Raw genomic sequence first — 20,419 nt, 5'->3', positions numbered from 1 at the left:
AACAGAATCCAATATTTGGGACGTTTTTATAACCTATTTTCTATATACCCGAATGACTTAGTATATTGATTTCCCAGTTCAACTGCGCAATTCCTGAGTATATAAGAATATGGACTAATATTCCACAAATATTATAGTATTCTTATATCAAAATTACAAGAAATAATAATCTGCGAATAATGTCGATATAAATTCGACATGTTGCCAATTCTTAATATAACAAAGGCATATTTAAAGATAGTGATTTTCTTTTTACTTTTATATTACTAACGAGAATAATGGACAAAATAGCCCCCAAATATTGTTTTTTTTCTTGTTTACATTCTCGTTATGAAAATTATTGAGTGCCAATAGATACTACCAAAGAGTTCCAGTACTACTTAAGTAGTATAAATTAGCATGAACAAAGCTATATTTAAACATACTGATTTTAATTTACTTTTTTATTGCTCCTGAAACTCATTTATCGAATAGCCTGTGAAAATCACAGTTTTAAATTAAAACATCAAAATAAACGATAAATAATAATATCAAATTATTACAATAATTAATATAACAAGGTGATATTTAAAGAAAGTGATTTTWACTTTCTATTTATATTAATCTTGATATTTCTAATATATTAATTTTCTTATATTTTTTATAATAATTTTAATATGTTTTTTAAATGAATTGCATTATGTACGGAAAGAGAATATTGAACTGTACTACATGGATAATTACACTGTACTACATGGATAGTTACAATGTACTACATGGATCATTACAATGTACTACATGGATCATTACAATGTAATATAGAGAGGGATAATTACACTGTAATAAATGTATTATTATACTACGAATATAGAGAAGAATTTGATAGCTTATTTCAGAAATGCTTCTAAATCAACAAATAAAGTAAAAAGATAGGAAGAAAGGAGCCTAAGTACTGATTACAACAGTATATTGAATAGATATCCTGTAAAGATTATTGAAATTGCTACGATTGAGACAAAGATTGCTATTAGCTCTTTTTTCAGCACCTTTTTAAGGATAATCATTTCAGGCAGGGAAACGGCTGTAACGGACATGAGGAACGCAAGAGAAGTTCCTATGGGAAGACCTTTTCCAATCAGGCTTTCTACTATAGGAATCATTGCCATAACATTTGAGTACAGTGGAACTCCAATCAGAACGGCAATCGGCACTGCAAGCAGGTTGTCTTTGCCTGCATATTTCTCTAAAATGCCCTCAGGTGCATATCCGTGGAAAATACCTCCTATACTAACGCCTATGATTACATAGATCCATACCCTTCCTACGATGTCTTTTACGTTTTCAAAGGCAATATTTACTCGTTCCTTTACCGTCAACTCTTCGGGTTTTGCATTCTGCTGTCCTACTTTTATCTTATAAACAAAGTCCTCTACGTACCTCTCCAGCTTAAGGAGGCCAATTAAAGTACCTCCAAGAACTCCCAGTATAACTCCTGATATTATATAGATCAATGTTGCTTTAAGACCGAGCGTTGCCCAGAGAGCAGCAACTGCAGCTTCATTTACAAGAGGCGAGGTTATCAGGAAGGAAAAAGTAATTCCAAGAGGTACGCCTGCCTCTACAAACCCAATAAAAATCGGAACGGATGAACACGAGCAAAAAGGAGTTACTGTTCCGAGAAGAGACGCAAGAAAGTGATACTTAATCCCTTTTTTGTTTCCAAGCACTTTACGGGTTCTTTCAGGAGTAATATAGGTCCTTAGATAAGAAATGAAAAAAATCATTACTCCAAGCAGCAAGAAAATTTTCATCACATCATAAATAACGAAGTTAACACTCGCTGCAAGGCGTGTATCAGGTGCAATCCCGAAAACCTCGTATGTTACTTTGTCTGCAATCCATTGAAGAGGGTAAAATATATCGACCATTTTGGGTTCCTTCTTCCAGTGATTCACACTTTTTTTGTAATTTACACATCGATATTATATCAATATATATTTATATAACTATTTCAAGACATAAATTTATCGCTTTAGTAAATATAATATATGAATTAGAGTGAAATTAGAGTGAAATTAGAGTGAAATTAGAGTGAAATTAGAGTGAAATTAGAGTGAAATTAGATTGAGACATTGTCACACCAATATTCAATACTGGCACGAAACAATAATTAAAAGCTCAAACGTTATCAAAGTTTAATTGTAAATACACTAATTGAGGATTTCAAGTATGGCTAAATGCTCTATTTGCGGGAAGGATGAATCCTCACTTCTTAGAGTAAAGCACAGGAAACTTGGCACAATAAAGCTCTGTTTTGAATGCTGGGAAGTGGAAAGCAGCAACAAGAATCTTCTTTCTTCGTGTAACAGATGCGACTGCTGCAAATGAATCTATTTTCAGATACATTGCAATTTACTTTCACTTTACTTCACTTTATAACTCCCTCCAACCCTGCTGGCTCTGTTTCCTGAATAAGAAAGATAAATCGGCCATTAAAACCGGTTAAAATGGATAAATTAACACCTAAATTAACATCTAAATTAACACCAATAAGTTTTAGTGGTAGAAACCAGTCATAAAAAGGTTAAAAAACCTTTAAACAAGCTTAAATTTCTGTTCTCAATTTTGTACAGAGCGATCTTTTACAGAGTTATTGGGAAAGACTTCAAATTAAAAGATAAAAGATTAAAATGGGAAATCACTCAGATTGAAGGATTTCCAGGACTTTTCCAAGAGTATCTGCTACTTCCTGGTCTTTGAGATCTTTTTCCTTGCTTTTCTTGATCCCAAGTTCGGAAATTACGATATGTCTATCAACGTTAAACCCTGCAAGTTCAAGGGTCTTGCTGGCGCAGTTTACAGGACAACCGTTAATTGCAATAATACGATCAGAAGCTTCGGCAGATTTCATAAGTCCCGGAGCTCTTGCACCGATTCCGGCAGTGCACATAAGATTTCCTATACCCTGCTTTTCAAGTTCGATTGCGATTCTGTTTGAGAGCTGACCGACATTTGCTGCTCCCACACATGGAAAAATTGCCACATTTGCCGAGCCGCATGCACATTTTGTTTCTTCTGACATGTTTTTCACACTGACCTTGGATTTATCTTAAAGTACTTTAATACTGGAATTGTCTGAAAGTAACTTTAATACTGGATTTATCTGAAAGTAACTTTAATACTGGAATTGTCTGAAAGTAACTTTAGTACTGGATTTATCTGAAAGTAACTTTAGTACTGGAATTATCTGAAAGTAATGTAATACTGGAATTATCTGAAAGTAATATAATACTGGAATTATCTAAAAGTAACTATAATCCTGGATTTATCTAAAAGCAACTCTAATTTTTTTAGTTCTGGGTTAATGCTTCAGTCCATTTCAACAGATTTATTTTTTAATCCATTTTTTGATATCATCGACGCTTGGAACTTTACCTGCGACTTTAACATCTCCGTCAATTACAAGAGCAGGAGTGACCATAACTCCATATCCTAGAATTTTATCGAAATCCTCTACCTTGACAATTTCAGCATCTACACCTGTTTCCTTTACAGCTTTCTCTGCCATTTCTTTTGTTTTGTTGCATTTTGAACATCCTGTACCGAGTATTTCGATTTTCATTGTGTTCACCTCAAAATTTATTTCAAATATGTTTGAAGTAACCTATATAAAATTACCTATTTCAAAATAATTTGAATTAGATTCCAACCCGATCAATATTTAAATTAAATCCGGAGCGATTCAAAATCAGTGTATTATATATATTTCTTGTAATGTTTGAAGAACATGGTTGGAATTGAATCCGAGGGTATGTCCAGAAAGAAGTGCTTTATGTATACTATTCTCCTGTTTATCCTTGCAGGTATTTTCGAGATAGGAGGAGGATACCTTATGTGGATGTGGCTGCGTGAAGGCAGAGGACTGATTTTCGCACTTTCAGGAGCAGTTATTTTATTTTTATATGGAGTCGTGCCTACTTTTCAGCGCTCTTATTTCCACAGAATATATGCAACCTATGGTGGCATTTTCGTTGTCATGTCCCTTTTATGGGGCTGGATCTTCGACAAAATTCCTCCAGATACTTATGATCTTATAGGCTCCCTGGTTATTCTTATTGGAGTGTCAATCATTTACTACTGGCCAAGAGGGGATGATAATAAGTGATTGACTCAGTAGAATCTCTTGTTCTGTTTTTTCTGGCTGCACTTTTTGAAATAGGAGGAGGCTATCTAGTCTGGCTTTGGTTGAGGGAGAATAAAAGGGCAGTATTTGGGCTGCTTGGAGGTCTGACATTAGCAATCTACGGGATAATTCCAACTTTTCAGCCTGCACACTTCGGAAGGGTTTATGCTGCCTACGGAGGAATCTTCATTGTTTCATCCCTGATATGGGGAGCTCTGATAGACAAGAAAAACCCCGACAAATATGAAATAATAGGGGCATTGATCGCACTTGCAGGTGTGCTGATAATGTTTTACATCCCTCGTTGACAAGTAAGTATAGAGGATAAAAAAAGTTTAGTACAGTACTTGAACCTGCCATAAATATTTATTATGAAAATATATTTATAGATAAGAGTTCTGCTTGAAGCCCAGTAAATCTTATTCTCATTTTTGAGTGAATGTAACTTCTATACTGCCAACAGGGAGAGGAACATCCATGCTTAAGATATTTAAATCGACAGATTCCGGACTGACAACTCTTGACCAGGTTGAAGACGGTGCATGGATTAATCTTGTAAATCCAAACGAGCAGGAAATTCTTTCAATTTCAAAATACCTGAATATTCCTGCTGAACATCTTAAAGCTGCACTTGATGAAGAGGAACGCTCCAGAATTGAGGTTGACGAAGGTTGTACTGTTGTATTAATAGATATACCTGTACCGAATGCTAACCTGCAGGAGGGGGGAATTTTTTATACAATTCCCCTTGGGATTATAATTAACAACAAAAACATCGTAACGGTATCTCTTCAGGAGAACTACGTTATTAATAGTTTTATCGACCAGAGAATAAAATCCTTTTATACGTTCAAAAAAACACGTTTTCTTTTACAGATCCTGTATAGAAACTCAAAGTTATATCTTCAATATCTCAGGCATATCGATAAAGCAAGTGATAAGATCGAATCCAAATTGCATAAATCCTTAAAAAATAAAGAATTAATCCAGCTTCTTGAGCTTGAAAAAAGCCTTGTATATTTTTCTACATCTTTGAAAAGTAATGAAATAGTCCTTGAGAAAATCCTGAAGTCCACTCCTGTTAAGATGTATCCTGACGATACGGATCTTCTCGAAGATGTTATTGTAGAAAATAAGCAGGCGATTGAAATGGCAAATATTTATAGCAATATCCTGACCGGAACAATGGATGCATATGCCTCGGTTATTTCCAACAACTTGAACATTGTCATGAAATTCCTGACTTCAGTCACAATCGTTCTATCAGTCCCAACAATGGTTGCAAGTTTTTTTGGAATGAATGTTGACGTCCCTTTCGAGAATAATCCTCATGCGTTTGTGATCATTTTCATAATGACATTGTTTTTCTCGATGATTCTAGCTATATCAATGGTAAGGAAACAACTGTTCTGAGAAAAAATAGTGATCTTCGTTGTTTTGTGTGGATATCTTCCTAATGTCTTCATAAAAACCAATGTGTTCTTGAATTGAAAATCATCTTATCCACAGAGAATGGCGAAGAGCCAAAATTGTTTAAAGAAATATTCTGAGAAAAATACTGTTCTGAAAAAGTAACTATTCAGGTAGCCTTGTTAAGGCTACACAATTTTTCCTCGTTCCGAGGAAAAATTGGATATAAAATGAACCATTTTCTTCCTTGATGAAACGTGAAGAGATTCTTGCTTTGTGTGCTTCAAACCCTGAAGTTATTGCTTATATTATAAGTCTTGAATCTCAAATTAAAGACCTTACTGAAAGATTGCAAGTTTTAGAATTTCGCTTAAATCAAAACAGCCGAAACAGCAGTAAACCTCCTTCTAGTGACTATTTTTCCAAAGGAAAACCTAATCCAAAGAGTCTCCGTAAACAGAGTGGCAAGAAACCTGGAGGTCAAGAAGGTCATCCCGGGACAACTCTCGAAATGGTTGATAATCCTGATTAGGTAATAGAGCATTCTTTGAACTGTTGCGAAGAATGTGGACATAATCTTAATAATGTTGAAGTTAAAGCTTATGAGAAAAGACAGGTTTTTGATATTCCCCCTGTAAATCTTATTGTTACAGAACATCAAAGTCAGATTAAGATCTGTCCTTTCTGTGGAAGATTAAATAAAGCTGACTTTCCAGACTCGGTAAATTCTCCATTTCAATATGGCCCTAATATTTTGTCCTCGGCAATTTACTTTAAAAATCACCATTTCATTCCTTACGAAAGGATTTCTGAATTGTTTCATGATGTAATGGGGATAAAAATCTGTTCTGCTACCATTATTGAAGCAGAAAGAGAATGTTTCCAGAATCTTGAAGAATTTGAAAACGTAATTCGAGAAAAGTTACTATCTTCTCCTGTTATCCATTGTGATGAAACTGGAATGAAAGTTCAAGGAAAAAGACATTGGCTTCATGTAGCTTCTACTGACAAATACACATGTTATTTTTCTCATCCAAAAAGAGGCTCAGAAGCTATTGATGCTATGGGAATTCTTCCAGAGTTTAAAGGGGTAGCAGTTCACGATGGATGGAAACCTTACAACGGTTATAATTGTGATCATGCTCTTTGTAATGCTCATCTCCAGAGAGAACTTACTGGAATTGAAGAGAATTATAAACAGCAATGGGCTAAAGATATGAATGAGCTGTTATCTGAAATGAAAAAGTACACTGATGAGTGCAAAGAGCAGGTCAAAGATTTGGATTTTGAACAAGTTAAGGCATTAGAAAAAAGGTTCAATGCTGTAATCGCGAAAGGAATTGAAGAAAATCCACCTTCTCTAAATCCTGAAAGACAAGGAAAACGTGGTGTGCATCCAAAAACCAAAGCAAGGAATCTGCTTGATAGGTTTATAGAACATAAAGAAAAAATTCTGAGATTCCTGAACGACTTGAAAGTTCCGTTTGAGAATAATCAAGCAGAAAGAGATGTCAGGATGATGAAGCTACAGCAGAAAACATCAGGAACTTTCAGAACTACACGGGGAGCGGAAGCTTTCTGCAGAATTAGAGCATATATTTCCACAATAAGAAAGAATGGTTTACCTGTTTTAGAGGGTATTCTTGCGGCGCTCAAAGGAGCGCCGCTAGCTATACCCTGAATAGTTACCTGAAAAATACTATTCCAGGAAAAAATACTCAAACAAAACAATTATTCAAAGAAGATATTCAAAGAATTATTCGAAGAAGCCATTCAAAGAAAATAATTCTTCGAAGAAGATATTTATAAAAAACAATTATTCAAAGAAAACAACCGATGAAAATCTCGATTTCAAAATAAGTTCTATCCGGGTATCTGGTTTTTAATATATATTCTCCTTTCAGAACCTTTATTTGTTAATTTCCAACTTGAAAAATCCCTGATTAAGGATTTCTGTTAAAAGGGGATAATCCTGAACGGGTGAAAAGGAAAAGGAAAAGATAAAAGATAAAAGAGTCAGAGAGGACCCCTAACTTTTTCGTTAATTGAATAACCTGTTTTTCTCAGTGAATAGTGTCGTAGGCACATTCTCCGTGCATAGAAATATCCAGGCCTATAAGCTGTTCTTCATCCGTAACCTTGACCGGAGTTACTATGTTTATTAACATCAACATAATGTAGGTAAACACAAATGCATAGACTGAAGTAGCTGCAACAACCACAACTTCTTTAATAAAGAATGCTGTGCCGCCGTAAAGCAGTCCATTGGCTCCTACCGGGTTTATAGCCGCCGAGGCAAAGACTCCAAGTAGAATTGTGCCTGTAACTCCTCCAATTCCATGGACACCCCATACATCAAGAGCGTCATCCCATTCCATCTTGTTTTTAAGATGCACAGCAAAGTAACAGACAACTGATCCGAGGATTCCCATTAGTGCAGCCACAGGCAAAGAAACAAGACCTGCTGCAGGAGTAATTGTTGCAAGGCCTGCAACTGCTCCTGTCATAAGCCCCACGAATTTTGGTTTTCCTTCCTTATACCATTCCATTGTCATCCACGTGATTGCTGCAAAAGAGGCTGCAATGTCACTGTTCAGGAACGCAAGTGAGGTAATCCCATCGACATTGAGTTCGCTTCCAGCGTTAAAGCCGTACCATCCAAACCACAGAAGAGCAGTTCCGATAGCCATTAACGGAACATTGTTTGGTTTTGTTATTTTATTATACTTTCTTGAGCCTACGTAAAAGACCGAAGCAAGAGCTGCAAAGCCAGCTGTAGCATGGACAACGATTCCGCCTGCGAAATCAAGAACTCCCATCTGTGCAAGCAGACCGCCTCCCCAGACCATGTGAACGAAAGGATAGTAGACAAAAAGCTGCCAGAGAACAAGGAAAATAAGATAAGCCTTAAAAGTAACCCGGTTTGCAAATGCTCCCGTAATCAGAGCCGGGGTTATAATTGCAAACATCATCTGGTAAGCTACGAATACAATTTCCGGGAACCCCATATCTTTTATTATTGTAGTTGGGGTAATCCCGTGTAAAAGCATTTTGTCCAGGTTTCCTATGATTGCACCTTCTCCCCCGCTGAAGCACAGGGAATAACCGATGAGAAACCATAAAACAGTCGTCAATCCCATCGAAACAAAGCTTTGCATCATAATTCCTAAAATATTCCGCTTACAGGAAAGTCCTCCGTAGAAGAATGCCAGACCAGGAGTCATTAGCATCACAAGACTTGTCGCAAGCAGCATAAAGCCTGTCGAACCAGTATTTAACATATTATCATCCCATCTATATTTATACAATAACTAGGAAATCTCAAAGATCTTACCTTCTTCCTAGTTTCTTGTACATATAAATTTCCATTTCAGATTACACGAAATTGAATTTTCAGGTAATGATGAGAGAAATCACGATTAAAGACGGGATTTATCATTGAAGAAAAGCAAGAAAACAAGATATTCAGAAAAAACGATTTGGGATGATAACAAAACGATCTTTGATGATAACAAAACGGTTTGGGATGATAACAAAACGATCTTTGATGATAACAAAAGAAAACGGCAGTTTCATGGAAACACCTCTCCATCCATAAAACTGACTTTTCTTCAAAAATTCACGTTTTTGAATTCAGGTCTTGTTCTTGCCACACTTTTACTTTAATTTTTAGAGACATCACGAATTCTGGAAGTTAATCAGATTCTGGTCTTGCCATTCCTTTATACTTTCATCTTTGGGATCTTACTCTTGATTGTATGCTTGTATCGATTTTTCCTAATGTTCAAGGGTCACAGAAAAATTAAAAAAGTACAGTAAAGTTTTGCCTGTACTCAAAATCTGTACTCAAAGTCTGTGCTCAAATGTTATATGCAACTTCACCATGCTGCGTTTTGTCAAGTCCGATGTTTTCTTCACTTTCGCTGACTTTAAGCCCTATAGTCTTGTTAAGTATGAATCCAATAAGGAGGGTACCTGCAGCTGCATAAACAATTGTGACAACAACTCCTTGAAGCTGGATTAACATTTGGCTGGAATTCCCAAGAAGGAGGCCAGTCCCTCCTACACTTGCAAATACACCTACCAGAAGTGCACCTACTATTCCACCCACGCCGTGTACTCCAAAAGCATCCAGCGAGTCATCATATCCAAGCCTTTCTTTGAGTCCTACAGCGTTGTAGCATACGAAACTTGTGATCACACCTATAGGAATTGCTGCCATTGGCGTAACAAAGCCTGCACTTGGAGTTATTGCAACAAGTCCTGCCAGAACCCCTGTTGCAAATCCCAGGGCCGTTGGATATCCTAAGTGGCGCCATTCAAGGGCCATCCAGACGAATCCCGCAGCAGCTGGAGCTACAAGCGTTGTAATGAATGCAAGGGATGCGATCTCGTTTGCAGCAAGTGAAGAACCTGCGTTAAACCCAAACCATCCGAACCAGAGAAGCCCGGTTCCAAGAAGCGTTAAAGTAACGTTGTGCGGCTTTAGTGGATCTACTCCAAAACCACGCCTCTTGCCAAGGTATGTAAGAATTGCAAGTGAGGAAATACCTGAAGTTATATGCACAACTGTGCCGCCCGCAAAGTCCAGAGCTTTCCCTGTTAGGAATCCGCCGCCCCAGACCCAGTGGCAAACAGGTGCATATACGATAATTCCCCAGAGAGCAATAAATGCAATATAAGATTTAAACTTCACACGTCCTACAATTGCACCCGAAATCAGAGCAGGTGTAATTATTGCAAACATTCCCTGAAATGCAACATATGCATAAGTCGGAATTGTGCCGGTTACTGAGTATACATCTATCCCTTTCAGGAATGCATGTCCAAGGCCACCCACAAACCAGTTGCCGTCTGCAAAAGCAAGCGAGTAACCTATCAATACCCATTCCAGAGCCATTACGCCCATCGCAACAAATGAGTGCATCATGCTGCTCAGAACGTTTTTACGCTGGACAAGCCCTCCATAGAACAGCGCAAGTCCGGGAAGCATTAACAATACAAGTGCAGACGAGATTAGTACCCATACAGTGTCTGCTGCTTCAATAGCCATGTTAATCCCCTCATAGAGCGTCTGGTCCGGTTTCGCTTGTCCGAATCCGTATTACATTCTCTAAAGGAAGCACAAATATCTTGCCGCTTCCGATGTAACCGTCAGTGCCTTTTGCTCCGACAGTTATTGCTTCAATAACTGATTGCAGGAACTGATCTTCTACTGCAATTTCGATCTTCACTTTTTCAAGAAGATTTGCTTCGTGTTCAGTTGCCCTGTAAATCTCTAAATGCCCCTTTTGCGCACCATAACCGGCGACTGATGATACTGTCAGTCTATTTACCTCAAGTTTCTGAAGCTCTCTTTTGACTGCATCGAGTCTTTCCGGCCTTATCATTGCAATTATATATTTCATCACGACCACCAATAGGTGTCTTGTATCCGATTTCTTGGTATTTAAATTTACCTATCTATGTATTGAATATTTAAGCAGTTATGTACAGAAAACACTAAAGTGAAAGGGGCTTTTTTCTTCAATCAGAGGGTCTAGTATCTGTTTTTTAATTTCCGATCCTGTTGCTGTATGTTAAAATAGAAAGCCTGGGTATCTGGTATGAGGTCCTTTTTTCTGTTTTCAAACATTTCTGTCAGAGAGCTTTTATTTAGCGAAAGCAAATTTAGAGGTATGTTCGGAGAAATTGGAATTGTAAAAAGCGAGGCTGATGAGACTTCTCTGCAAATTCTTTCCCTTTTTAGAGACAGCATTAGTGAAATTTGCCTTAATGAACCTGGATCCATTTCAGATTATTTCAAGCCGGAGTATTCTCATTATATCATAGTTCATACTCCCCTGAATATCCGGTTCCCTGAGAAAAGAGAAGAATGGAATATGCGTTTTTGCAGGGATGCCGGAGTTTCGGTTGTTGAACGTATCGTAACCGAAACTGACAGAATTTACGTAAGAGGACTTATGGCAGTCAACGGGTCAAAGGTCTATGCTATCCTTCCTTTTATGACAATAGATGCAGAAAAAGCAAAGAGAGCAACATTTCCTGAAGACCGCATGGCTCGTGTTCGGGCAAAAGTGCTTCCTTCTGTACTTCCTGACATAAAAGGAGAAACGATCCTCGATATTGGAAGCGGCTTTGGAAGCCTTACCATTGAGCTTGCAAGAAACAATCCCGACTCGAAAGTTTACGGAATTGATCTCCATGATTCTCTCACAGGCCAGTCGCAGATGAATGCCGATGTCCTTGGCGTGCCGAATGTGAAATTCAGGACCGGAAGCGCCTATGCCCTTCCTTTTGAAGCCGGCTCGATTGATGTAGCTACCTGCTTTTTAATGCTTCACCACCTCGAAGACATCAAATTTGCCCTGTTCGAGATAAAGAGAGTGCTTAAAAACGGCGGCCTGTTAATCGCAGTTGAGCCGCTTGCAGAACACCACCACCACGGACCTCAACTATCGAAAGCCGGATGGCAAGAGCTTTTCGAAGATGTTGGCTTCGCAGTAGGGGTTGAAAGCCAGGAAGGGGCAGCGATTATGAAGGCTGTGAAAAGAGAATAACTCCTACAAGAAATAAATCCTGCAGGAAGAGTATAAACCCTACGAGAAGAGTATAAACCCTACGAGAAGAAAATAAACACTTCAATACGAAAACAAACCATACAATAAGAAAATAAACCCTACAATACGAAAAGAAACCCTACGATAAAAAAACAAAATCTAAATAGAAAATAAATTTTGTAAAAAGTGTGGGCAGTGTGCCGATTTTTCTGTAGAATCACAAATCTCAAAAAGGTATTGGATCAAAAATTCGATATCGAGATATCCATTTTTTTTTCCATATTACACAAAAACGTGGCTTCAAATTTACAGCAAATTCGAGACATTGCCCAGAATCTCAATATCATCTGTAATCTTTTTATCATAATTCGCTAATAATTTTGTTTAATGCGAACATTTTTATATATTTATTTAGGATTTCTTTGTGTTACCATGCTGCTCTTTGGACATATTGGTATTACACTTGGGATATTTTTTGTATTCTCATATATTGCACCACGTTTAGCGACTATCATAGACAGAAGGTATCTTGTTGTTGGAGCTCTTCTGCCTGATTTGATAGATAAACCATTAGGGCTGATTATCTTTGCATCAACGATTTCAAATGGACGCATGATAAGTCATACATTATTATTTTCTATTACTCTCTTCCTAATAGGTTTATATTTCTATGAGAAAAGAAACAGTATAGTAATTATTACCCTTGCTTCAGGTTCTTTTTTCCATCTTATGGAAGATCAGATGTGGAATACTCCACAAACCTTATTCTGGCCTCTAATTGGGTGGAGTTTCCCGAAAGATAACATTGCTAATGGGATCGCATTCTTATTGATGCTATTCAAAGAATCTTTTACACTTAACTTATCACAAGGTTTTAGTCTTGAACGTACTTTTATTCCTGAGATTATAGGAATGGCGGTAGTAGTCATTTTTACGTTAAATTGGTTAAAAAACAAGTTGAGCAAAACCGTCTCTAAGGATGAGAAAATAAAAATAGAGAATACTGAAAAACCGACTATAGAAACAACCGTGTTTTATATCATAGGTTTCCTGGTGTTTGGATTAATTTCTGTAAGAGCTATTATAGCACTTTAAGGTAGAGAACCGCTGCAATAACTATAGCCCTTATCATAAATATTTGCATTTACTTTATAGCAACGGAAAACACGGAAAGCACGGAAGAAACACGCCTTTACTACTGATTTCCGTGTCTTCCGTGCTTTCAGTGGTTTTCAAAAAATTCATTTTTGACATACTTTGGAATCGATGCACTAGACTCCTCTCATGTCGTTATCTCTACGCTACACATATCTTATTCTTATTGCAGTATTGCTTGGAACATTGCTTCCAACCGCCGGATGTCTTCCGGAAAGTTAAGCTGCATCCACAGACCAGAACAACACCACAATGTCAGTAATGAAATTTTAGAAGGAGCACTAAAGAATGGAACTGGCTGGGTAGATTATGTCTATATGCATCCAGTCCAGATGAACCTGTACTATAAGACCACCTACTACCGGTTAACTCAGCTACGTGATGAAGGTAGATGATAACTGGATCATCGGGGCCGGCATTTATAATCCTCCGGAGAATTCGTCGATCGCAAAAGTAGGAACAGACCCCCAGATAAGAGAGAGACTGAAATCTTTCGTAGGGGAAGCGATTAACTATGCCAATGAGAGTGGAAAGGAAGCCACTATCGCAGAGTTCAATAACCAGAATGGAACGTTTGTTCGCGATAGTCCCTATATCCATGCCTCCGGTTATAAAGGAACGACTCTGGCTTTACCTTATCAGCCTGAGCTGATCGGAACAGATCTTTCTGGACTCCAGGATCCCTACGGGGTAAATTACACCAGGGTAGAGATCTTCCTGGCGCAGCAGGGAGGGGGGTTCCTCTCCTACCATTACTACAACCCAGCCCGCAATATGACCCTTGAACCAAAATGAGCTATGCCCAGAAAGTCGATAATACCTAGTGGCTCGGGGCTGGAACCTAATAGCAGGTTAAACATTAAGCTGCTTCCTTAAGTTACAGAAATGGAAGAGGCAAAAAGGAAATGGTGGAAGTTTTAGGAATTTCATTATCCAATTTTTAAATAATAAATCCCACACTTCCAAGTTTGACCTTTTATTTTTTCAAATTAAGTGTTGGCTTACTTAACTGTAATATAACTGGTCTTTTTTACGGTGTTACTACCAGCAGCATTCTTTACCGTTAAGCTCACCGTGTATTTTCCTGCTTTAGTATACCTGTGCGTTGGATTATGGGTAGTTGAAGTGCTTTTGTCACCAAAGTTCCAGTACCAGGAAGTGGGTGATCCTGTGCTCTTATCAGTAAACTTCACATTCAAAGGATGTTTTCCAGTGGTTGGAGATGCAGAAAAAGCAGCAACAGGTTTTGTCACAGTTACAACATTTATGTACTTGGATTTTGTTGCGGTATTACTACCAGCAGCATTCTTTACTGTTAAACTCACCGTGTATTTTCCTGCTTTAGTATACTTGTGTGTTGGATTCTGGGCTGTCGAATACGTTCCATCTCCGAAACTCCATTTCCAGGAGGTGGGACTATTTGCGCTCTTATCAGCAAATTTTACTGTTAATGGTGCTTTTCCTGAGGTTGGGGATGCAGAGAAGGCAGCAACCGGGGTTTTGAATATTTTGTTTCCGCTAATTACAGCATTTTGAATATTTTTTATTATGATTCCAGAAGCGGACCTTGATGTATCCACATTTATTAAGGTGTTATTTTGTATTTTTACAGCACCATTTTTGAAAGAATTCCCATCTATATATATTCCTTCCATTCCCAGATTTGAGAAAGTATTTTTAGAAATATCTAAGTTTACCCCGTTTATCAGGAACTTCTGATACACTCCTAAATATGAAAGATCTTTAAAAGTGTTATTGCTTATTATTATGTTCCTAAAACTCCCTTTGTTTGGAAAATCAATTCCATACGTCCCTTTCTTTTGAATATTATTTCTAATTATAAGCTTGTTATCTATTCCATTTCCTCCCTTATACATGTCACTTGACATACCATTAAACGTGTTATTTTCGTAAATGTGAACCCCATCATTTAAGCTGCCACGTTTAAATATTCCTCCATATCCACCATAAATTTCATTATCAGAAAAAGTGGACTGTTGAGTGCCATCTGCAAATGCATAATGTTTTAGAAGTTGCGGGTATATCTTATTTCCAGTTACGACAAAATTAATAGTAACAGCATGAGCATCAACTACGTTAGCACCAGTGACCTCCGCCCCTATCAGAGTGTTATCGGTGATAAAAACGTCTCTATCTAAAGATTTGCGTTCATCTGAATTGCCTGTTATAGTATGCCTGCAATTCTCTATGTGATTACTGGTTATATTTACAAAAGCCGAACCGCTAGCTACATTTATACCATATCCGCAGTTAGCATGAAGTGAATTGTAAATTTCGTTATTATTAACACTCACATTAAAACAGGAATATAGACAAAGATCACCAAATCCACTATTATTGAGATAGGAATTTGTGACTGAACTATCCTTGCAATATTGCAGAACAAGGCCATGATGAATCGTTGAACTACCTGTATCCTCTATCCTTATATTTTTTATATTTATCCGAATAGGCCTGTATACTTCAACCTGCACGGTCTCGGACAATTTGTAATCCCTAAGAAGTGGTTGATTTAAAGTAACGACATTTCCATTTACACCTTTAACAGCATACATTTCACCGGTCATTTGATCGGGATAATCCAGAGGACACCACTGAACGTTTTTCCAAATCTTAACCAGGTCGTTCTTGCGAACCTGGGAAGCATCAGTTAATATAATTTTAGATGAACCTTTTTTAGCGTTAGCAGATAGAGTTGTATTTGCGACAATTGATCCATTGAAAAAAATCTCTCTATTCACTTCTTGAGCCATTCCTCTATCCGGAGTTTGAAGGTGGAGGGTTACTTTCCCCTTGCCTATTATGTTCAGACTTTTACCTGTCTGATATATTTCTTGTGGGAGATAATAGTCCCCTTTCTGGATAGTTATTGTATCTCCACTTTTTGAGTAATTCAGTGCTGTCTGAATGCAAGCTGAATCGTTTGCGTAATTAGGTGTATGAAAATAACCTGGTCCATCTGATCCAGCCTGTTTGTCAATTACGATATTTGCCGCCAGAGCTGAAGAGCTACTTAACACAAGAAAAAAAAGAGTTAGGGTAAATATTGTCATAAGAGTTTTTAAATTTTTCATTCGAGCATTCTCCTAAACTTGTTTAACTTAGATTGTGCCTTAAAATCAAATTTGGTTCTATAATTAGGATAAGACTTGCATACTTGAACTGAAAAAACAGTAGCGTTAAATCGTTAAATATCTAAAGTGTAAATTTAAACCATTATGCCTAATGTCTTTGATTTTATACATCGAGTACGTAAATCATATAAAATATATTAAGGTCAATATATGCCTGAATTTCGAAAAAGTTTACATCTGAATTTAAAGTTAATATTACCCATTATCCAGTGTAGAAATGATTTGAATTTTAATACAACCTCCAAGAGCGTGTTTTAAAAATAATTTGAGCATACAATCGAATAAAGGGCAATATTTAACATAAATATATAAACTAAACTTTTCCGAAGTTAAGTTCTCAACATTGACTTTAAGAATTTACTGATCCTATAAACTTAGATGAATATATAAAATCAGATAGATTAAGATTCTGATCTACGATCCCTAGATTATGGATTGTTGGACTAAAATCCTGAACTAGCAGGTGAAAAAAATGTCATCTAATCAAATTTAATATTCGAAGTCTAGAGACTTAGATCATGAAGATGTGTTCGAAGGATTGTAACCAATTTGAAAATCTGTTCTTATCTGCAGGTTATTGATAATCTGAAAAACGAGGTAAGAAGCCACTAAGTCTTTAGCTTAGTGGTAGTTCACGCTACAGGAAAACTGCGAGAAAGGCACATATTAAGGCAGAGAACCGCTGCAATAACTATATCCCTTAACATAATCCTTAACGTAAGTATTTGCATTTTAGTCCTTAACGTAAGTATTCGCATTTTAGTCCTTAACGTAAGTATTTGCATTTACTCTATACCACAGAAGACACGAAAAGCACGGAAGAATTATACCCCTATTTTCTTTATTCTGTGTTTTCTACGCTTTCTGTGATTAACCTCTCACTTAAGATTGGTGAATAAATTTAAATTATGAAAAAGTTTAAATTACGAAGAAATTTCACTCTTGGCGAGATAAGCACCGATTTTTCCACTCATCGCACTCCGTCCGCACATTCTTCTTCGCTTCTCTTTTCGGCATATGCTGCCAATTCCGCCGGTACAGGTGCGGTGAAAGTATCGGTAGCTTCCATAATCGCATTGGTGATTCTGTCCAGCAATTCCATAGCCCCTCTATACCCTACAGTAAGTATGCGCTGTGCACCGACTCTGTCATGTATTGGCAGGCCGACCCTTACAAGAGGGATATCCCGGGCTTTTGCAATGTATCTCCCGTTGGAATTTCCGATCAGGATTTCCGGATTACATTGGCTGACTGCATCGTTAAGAGTGTCAAAATCAATTCCATTCAGAACCACAGGTTCGAGTTCCGGGTTTATTTTTTCAACGGTTTGCCTGATTTTTGCTTCAAAGTCCTTGCTTTTACTTCCTGTAGCTATCAGAACCGGGTTCATCCCAAGTTCCAGCATGAAGGTAGTTAGGCTAAATACAAAATCAGGATCTCCATAAACCGCGGCTTTTACCCCATACAGGTACTTGTGCACATCAACCATAGCATCGAGTAGCCTGCCCCTTTCTTTTAGATATTTTACAGGAATCGGACAGCCTAGAATTTTGACCAGTTCAGTGAAGAAGCTGTCAGTATTTGAAAGCCCAACTGGGATCGGAACACTATACCCGGGCACGTCGTGTGATTCTTCCAGATATTTAACTGCTAAGTTTCTGCTAACTATACCCAGGCCCAGGCTTGCCTGACTGTTTGGCATATCAGCAATTTCGGAAAGTGGGGTACCACCCGGTGAAATTTTCGGCAGGTCTTCTCTTAGTGGAGCATCGAAAGTTTCGGAGATGTCAGGCAGGAAAATATAATCGCCAGCCATAACCTCAAAGATCTCTTTGAGTTCGCGTACATCGGCAGGGGAGAGACTTTCAACAGGGATGACGTTAAGTTTTTCATTCTGGACTTTCACGGCGCTTTCTTCCTCAGGTTTTTCCGCAAATTTCCTGACAACTGCGTCCAGAGCCTTTATGTACCCGCTTACATGGCTTTCCCCATAGCTAGGAGTGGAAACCGGAATAATAATAATATCTTTCTCAGGGTCGTCTCCTATTCCTTCCTCTTCTTTAAACTCACGGATAATTGCAGGTACATCGTCCCCAATTGTTTCGGCCAGACAGGTAGTAGCAACTCCAATTACTTTTGGGTTGTACCTGTTAATCACATTTCTCAATCCCTTTTTCAGGTTTTCCCGGCCTCCGTATACTGCTCCTTTTTCACTGAGCGAGCTTGATGCAATATCCACAGGTTCCCTGAAGTGGTGGGCAAGAAGCAGACGCATATAAGTGCTGCAGCCCTGAGAACCGTGGTAGAGAACCATAGTATTCTCAATTCCCTTGAAAGCAAGGGCACTTCCCATGGGCTGGCACATAACACAGGGGTTCACAGTTGCATAGTTTCTTTTCGTCATCTCAATGCCTCCTCATACCTGACTCTCAACTGCAGCCTCGGATTTCTGGTGCAAAAATTCAGGTTTCAGGAGCATGCCTTTACACTCTTTTGCGCAATTTTCTCTGGAAATCCTTTCTTCTACTGCCGCTTTCTTTATTCTGCCTGATTTATTCTCTGATTCCATTGCTTCGGGTATCAATTCCCGCTGCCTGACGGCCTTCCAGACAGGGCTGCTGATGGAAGCATCCACTTCCCTCGCAAAGTTTACAAAGCCGTCAAAACCTTCGAACTCCACCACCCTGTCGTGATTAAAGTCACAGAAAGCGATGCCCAACTTGTATGCAATAAATCTCTCCTTTACGCCTGCAACCATCAGGTCCGCTTTCTGTCTAATGAGCAGTTCGGCAAGTTCAAGGGGGTTTGCATCGTCAACAATAACTGTTCCATCCCTTACCGAATAACTGATTTGCTCGTAATCCTCTTTTTTCCCGGTCTGAGTCCCGATAATAACGACTTCCATACCAAGTTCGTCAAAACCTTTGATAAGCGTGAGAGCTTTTGCAGGCCCTCCCATGTAAATGGCGGCCTTCTTTCCTTTGACCCTTTCCCGAACTCTGGAAATTTCAGGCATTATATGGTTTATTTCAGCTTCCAGGATTTGTTCTGCCCTTTCTTTCATCTTTTCGGAACCAAAATAATCCGCAGTTCTCCGCAAGGCTAAGGAGATATCTTCAATTCCGAAGAAACTTGCATTTAAATAGGGAATTCCATATTCCGCCTGCATCCATTTTGCAAGATAGGTCATGGACCCACTGCACTGGACAAGGTTAAGGTCAGCTTCAGCTGCTCTCGATATGGCTTTTGTGGTTGAGTCCCCTGTCAGTGAGACTATAACCTCAATTCCCATCTGCTCAAAGAGAGGCTTTACGAGCCAGACATCTCCGGCTACGTTAAAATCCCCTAAAATGTTAATCTTTGGCTTTATGGTTTCAGGAACTCTTGGGCCTTTCTTCTTAATATCCTCTTCTGAAGGCCTTTTGATCAACCTTTTTAAAGCGTCACAGGCAGCTTTGTATCCGTCAGACTTGTTGCCTTTGAAGCCTTCGGATTTTACGGGAATTACAGGAATGTTGTGCTTCTGGCTTGCAGTTTTGCATACGGACTCAAGGTCGTCCCCTATAATTCCGACTATGCATGTGGAATACACAAAAACAACGGGAGGGTGATAGAGCCCTACAAGTTCGTCTATTGCGCTTGAGAGTTTTTTCTCTCCTCCGAATACCACGTCGAGCTCTTTCATATCCGTGCTGAAGCTGGTGCGGTTCGTTTCAATCCCGCTGGATTTTGCACCTCTTATGTCCCATGTATAGCCTGCGCAGCCAATTGGGCCATGGACAAGATGGACAGCATCGGTTACAGGGTTTAAGACAACCCTGGCCCCGGAATAAACACAGGCTCGCTGACTGATAGCTCCAGCAAGAGAATTATTATCGCAGGCAAGGGGAATTTCCTGCCCCTTTTCCTGTTTTCTGGTAATATATGGCTTCCTTTCTTCGAGAGTATCCACTATTCCAATTTTCTCTTTCATTTCC

Annotated in this window: 16 protein-coding genes and 1 pseudogene; 8 read left to right on the top strand and 9 right to left on the bottom strand. The window is 38.4% G+C overall.

All coding sequences use genetic code 11. From position 1 onward, the window contains the following. Nucleotides 1-935: 935 nt before the first annotated feature. Nucleotides 936-1,907: a permease gene (locus FXW07_RS14975; RefSeq protein WP_229396107.1), complete on the bottom strand. Its 972-nt coding sequence runs from the start codon at nt 1,905-1,907 to the stop codon at nt 936-938. A gap of 301 nt (nt 1,908-2,208) precedes the next feature. On the opposite strand from FXW07_RS14975, the gene FXW07_RS14970 reads away from it, so the two are divergent. Continuing rightward, a complete protein-coding gene (locus tag FXW07_RS14970; protein ID WP_229396106.1) occupies nt 2,209-2,367 on the top strand; it encodes a hypothetical protein in 159 nt (52 codons plus the stop codon). A gap of 310 nt (nt 2,368-2,677) precedes the next feature. Here the strand turns inward: FXW07_RS14970 and FXW07_RS14965 are convergent, their stop codons facing one another. Further along, nucleotides 2,678-3,061: a putative zinc-binding protein gene (locus FXW07_RS14965; RefSeq protein ID WP_048118792.1), complete on the bottom strand. Its 384-nt coding sequence runs from the start codon at nt 3,059-3,061 to the stop codon at nt 2,678-2,680. Nucleotides 3,062-3,367: 306 nt separating this feature from the next. After that, nucleotides 3,368-3,601, bottom strand: coding sequence for a thioredoxin family protein (locus FXW07_RS14960; RefSeq protein WP_048118794.1), 234 nt, complete (start codon nt 3,599-3,601; stop codon nt 3,368-3,370). A 165-nt stretch (nt 3,602-3,766) separates the two neighbouring features. On the opposite strand from FXW07_RS14960, the gene FXW07_RS14955 reads away from it, so the two are divergent. The 4 genes and pseudogenes from FXW07_RS14955 (at nt 3,767) to FXW07_RS14940 (ending at nt 7,253) form a co-directional block, all read left to right on the top strand. Beyond that, nucleotides 3,767-4,144: a YnfA family protein gene (locus FXW07_RS14955; protein ID WP_198146801.1), complete on the top strand. Its 378-nt coding sequence runs from the start codon at nt 3,767-3,769 to the stop codon at nt 4,142-4,144. Then, complete coding sequence (locus FXW07_RS14950; protein ID WP_197078835.1) at nt 4,141-4,470, top strand: YnfA family protein; 330 nt, start codon at nt 4,141-4,143, stop codon at nt 4,468-4,470. Before FXW07_RS14955 ends, FXW07_RS14950 begins: the two co-directional genes overlap by 4 nt. 169 nt (nt 4,471-4,639) lie before the next feature. Beyond that, entirely contained in the window at nt 4,640-5,575 is a 936-nt protein-coding gene (locus tag FXW07_RS14945; protein WP_048118800.1) for a magnesium transporter CorA family protein, read from the top strand. A 244-nt stretch (nt 5,576-5,819) separates the two neighbouring features. Beyond that, nucleotides 5,820-7,253: pseudogene (locus tag FXW07_RS14940) on the top strand (IS66 family transposase). Nucleotides 7,254-7,635: 382 nt separating this feature from the next. Here FXW07_RS14940 and FXW07_RS14935 read toward each other — a convergent pair. The 3 genes from FXW07_RS14935 to FXW07_RS14925 all read right to left on the bottom strand — a co-directional run bounded on the left by FXW07_RS14935 (nt 7,636) and on the right by FXW07_RS14925 (nt 10,980). Further along, nucleotides 7,636-8,853: an ammonium transporter gene (locus tag FXW07_RS14935; RefSeq protein WP_048118803.1), complete on the bottom strand. Its 1,218-nt coding sequence runs from the start codon at nt 8,851-8,853 to the stop codon at nt 7,636-7,638. A 578-nt stretch (nt 8,854-9,431) separates the two neighbouring features. Next, nucleotides 9,432-10,625 carry an ammonium transporter gene (locus tag FXW07_RS14930; protein WP_048118809.1) on the bottom strand — a complete coding sequence of 398 codons (1,194 nt, stop codon included), beginning with the start codon at nt 10,623-10,625 and terminating at the stop codon, nt 9,432-9,434. A 10-nt stretch (nt 10,626-10,635) separates the two neighbouring features. Then, nucleotides 10,636-10,980, bottom strand: a complete 345-nt coding sequence (locus FXW07_RS14925; protein ID WP_048118812.1) for a P-II family nitrogen regulator — start codon at nt 10,978-10,980, stop codon at nt 10,636-10,638. A 270-nt stretch (nt 10,981-11,250) separates the two neighbouring features. Here FXW07_RS14925 and FXW07_RS14920 point away from each other — a divergent pair, with 270 nt between their 5' ends. The 3 genes from FXW07_RS14920 to FXW07_RS14910 all read left to right on the top strand — a co-directional run bounded on the left by FXW07_RS14920 (nt 11,251) and on the right by FXW07_RS14910 (nt 14,082). Beyond that, on the top strand, nt 11,251-12,132 hold the full coding sequence (locus tag FXW07_RS14920; protein ID WP_229396105.1) for a class I SAM-dependent methyltransferase: 882 nt from the start codon (nt 11,251-11,253) through the stop codon (nt 12,130-12,132). 387 nt (nt 12,133-12,519) lie between these two features. Next, nucleotides 12,520-13,227 (top strand): metal-dependent hydrolase, encoded by a 708-nt coding sequence (locus FXW07_RS14915; RefSeq protein WP_229396104.1) that lies wholly within the window; start codon nt 12,520-12,522, stop codon nt 13,225-13,227. 441 nt (nt 13,228-13,668) lie between these two features. Continuing rightward, nucleotides 13,669-14,082 (top strand): cache domain-containing protein, encoded by a 414-nt coding sequence (locus FXW07_RS14910; RefSeq protein WP_229396103.1) that lies wholly within the window; start codon nt 13,669-13,671, stop codon nt 14,080-14,082. A 206-nt stretch (nt 14,083-14,288) separates the two neighbouring features. Here FXW07_RS14910 and FXW07_RS14905 read toward each other — a convergent pair whose 3' ends face one another. The 3 genes from FXW07_RS14905 to nifE form a co-directional block, all read right to left on the bottom strand. Next, nucleotides 14,289-16,382 carry a PKD domain-containing protein gene (locus FXW07_RS14905; protein ID WP_346655668.1) on the bottom strand — a complete coding sequence of 698 codons (2,094 nt, stop codon included), beginning with the start codon at nt 16,380-16,382 and terminating at the stop codon, nt 14,289-14,291. Between the two features lie 1,030 nt (nt 16,383-17,412). Beyond that, on the bottom strand, nt 17,413-18,846 hold the full coding sequence (locus FXW07_RS14900) for a nitrogenase component 1 (RefSeq protein ID WP_229396102.1): 1,434 nt from the start codon (nt 18,844-18,846) through the stop codon (nt 17,413-17,415). Nucleotides 18,847-18,858: 12 nt separating this feature from the next. Further along, nucleotides 18,859-20,415, bottom strand: coding sequence for a nitrogenase iron-molybdenum cofactor biosynthesis protein NifE (nifE, locus tag FXW07_RS14895; protein WP_229396101.1), 1,557 nt, complete (start codon nt 20,413-20,415; stop codon nt 18,859-18,861). Nucleotides 20,416-20,419 lie beyond the last annotated feature (4 nt).

Origin of the sequence: Methanosarcina sp. DH1, assembly GCF_020804205.1 — an archaeon.
Classification (GTDB): Archaea; Halobacteriota; Methanosarcinia; order Methanosarcinales; family Methanosarcinaceae; genus Methanosarcina; species Methanosarcina vacuolata.
This window is presented reverse-complemented; position numbering and strand designations above follow the sequence as displayed.

Bases quoted from the DNA above. Each gene is read 5' to 3' on its own strand.
- FXW07_RS14920 (WP_229396105.1), top strand. From the start codon at position 11,251: ATGTTCGGAGAAATTGGAATTGTAAAAAGCGAGGCTGATGAGACTTCT.
- nifE (WP_229396101.1), bottom strand. From the start codon at position 20,415: ATGAAAGAGAAAATTGGAATAGTGGATACTCTCGAAGAAAGGAAGCCA.
- FXW07_RS14960 (WP_048118794.1), bottom strand. From the start codon at position 3,601: ATGAAAATCGAAATACTCGGTACAGGATGTTCAAAATGCAACAAAACA.
- FXW07_RS14915 (WP_229396104.1), top strand. From the start codon at position 12,520: ATGCGAACATTTTTATATATTTATTTAGGATTTCTTTGTGTTACCATG.
- FXW07_RS14935 (WP_048118803.1), bottom strand. From the start codon at position 8,853: ATGTTAAATACTGGTTCGACAGGCTTTATGCTGCTTGCGACAAGTCTT.
- FXW07_RS14900 (WP_229396102.1), bottom strand. From the start codon at position 18,846: ATGACGAAAAGAAACTATGCAACTGTGAACCCCTGTGTTATGTGCCAG.
- FXW07_RS14965 (WP_048118792.1), bottom strand. From the start codon at position 3,061: ATGTCAGAAGAAACAAAATGTGCATGCGGCTCGGCAAATGTGGCAATT.
- FXW07_RS14955 (WP_198146801.1), top strand. From the start codon at position 3,767: ATGGTTGGAATTGAATCCGAGGGTATGTCCAGAAAGAAGTGCTTTATG.
- FXW07_RS14925 (WP_048118812.1), bottom strand. From the start codon at position 10,980: ATGAAATATATAATTGCAATGATAAGGCCGGAAAGACTCGATGCAGTC.
- FXW07_RS14970 (WP_229396106.1), top strand. From the start codon at position 2,209: ATGGCTAAATGCTCTATTTGCGGGAAGGATGAATCCTCACTTCTTAGA.
- FXW07_RS14905 (WP_346655668.1), bottom strand. From the start codon at position 16,382: ATGAAAAATTTAAAAACTCTTATGACAATATTTACCCTAACTCTTTTT.
- FXW07_RS14910 (WP_229396103.1), top strand. From the start codon at position 13,669: ATGAAGGTAGATGATAACTGGATCATCGGGGCCGGCATTTATAATCCT.
- FXW07_RS14975 (WP_229396107.1), bottom strand. From the start codon at position 1,907: ATGGTCGATATATTTTACCCTCTTCAATGGATTGCAGACAAAGTAACA.
- FXW07_RS14930 (WP_048118809.1), bottom strand. From the start codon at position 10,625: ATGGCTATTGAAGCAGCAGACACTGTATGGGTACTAATCTCGTCTGCA.
- FXW07_RS14945 (WP_048118800.1), top strand. From the start codon at position 4,640: ATGCTTAAGATATTTAAATCGACAGATTCCGGACTGACAACTCTTGAC.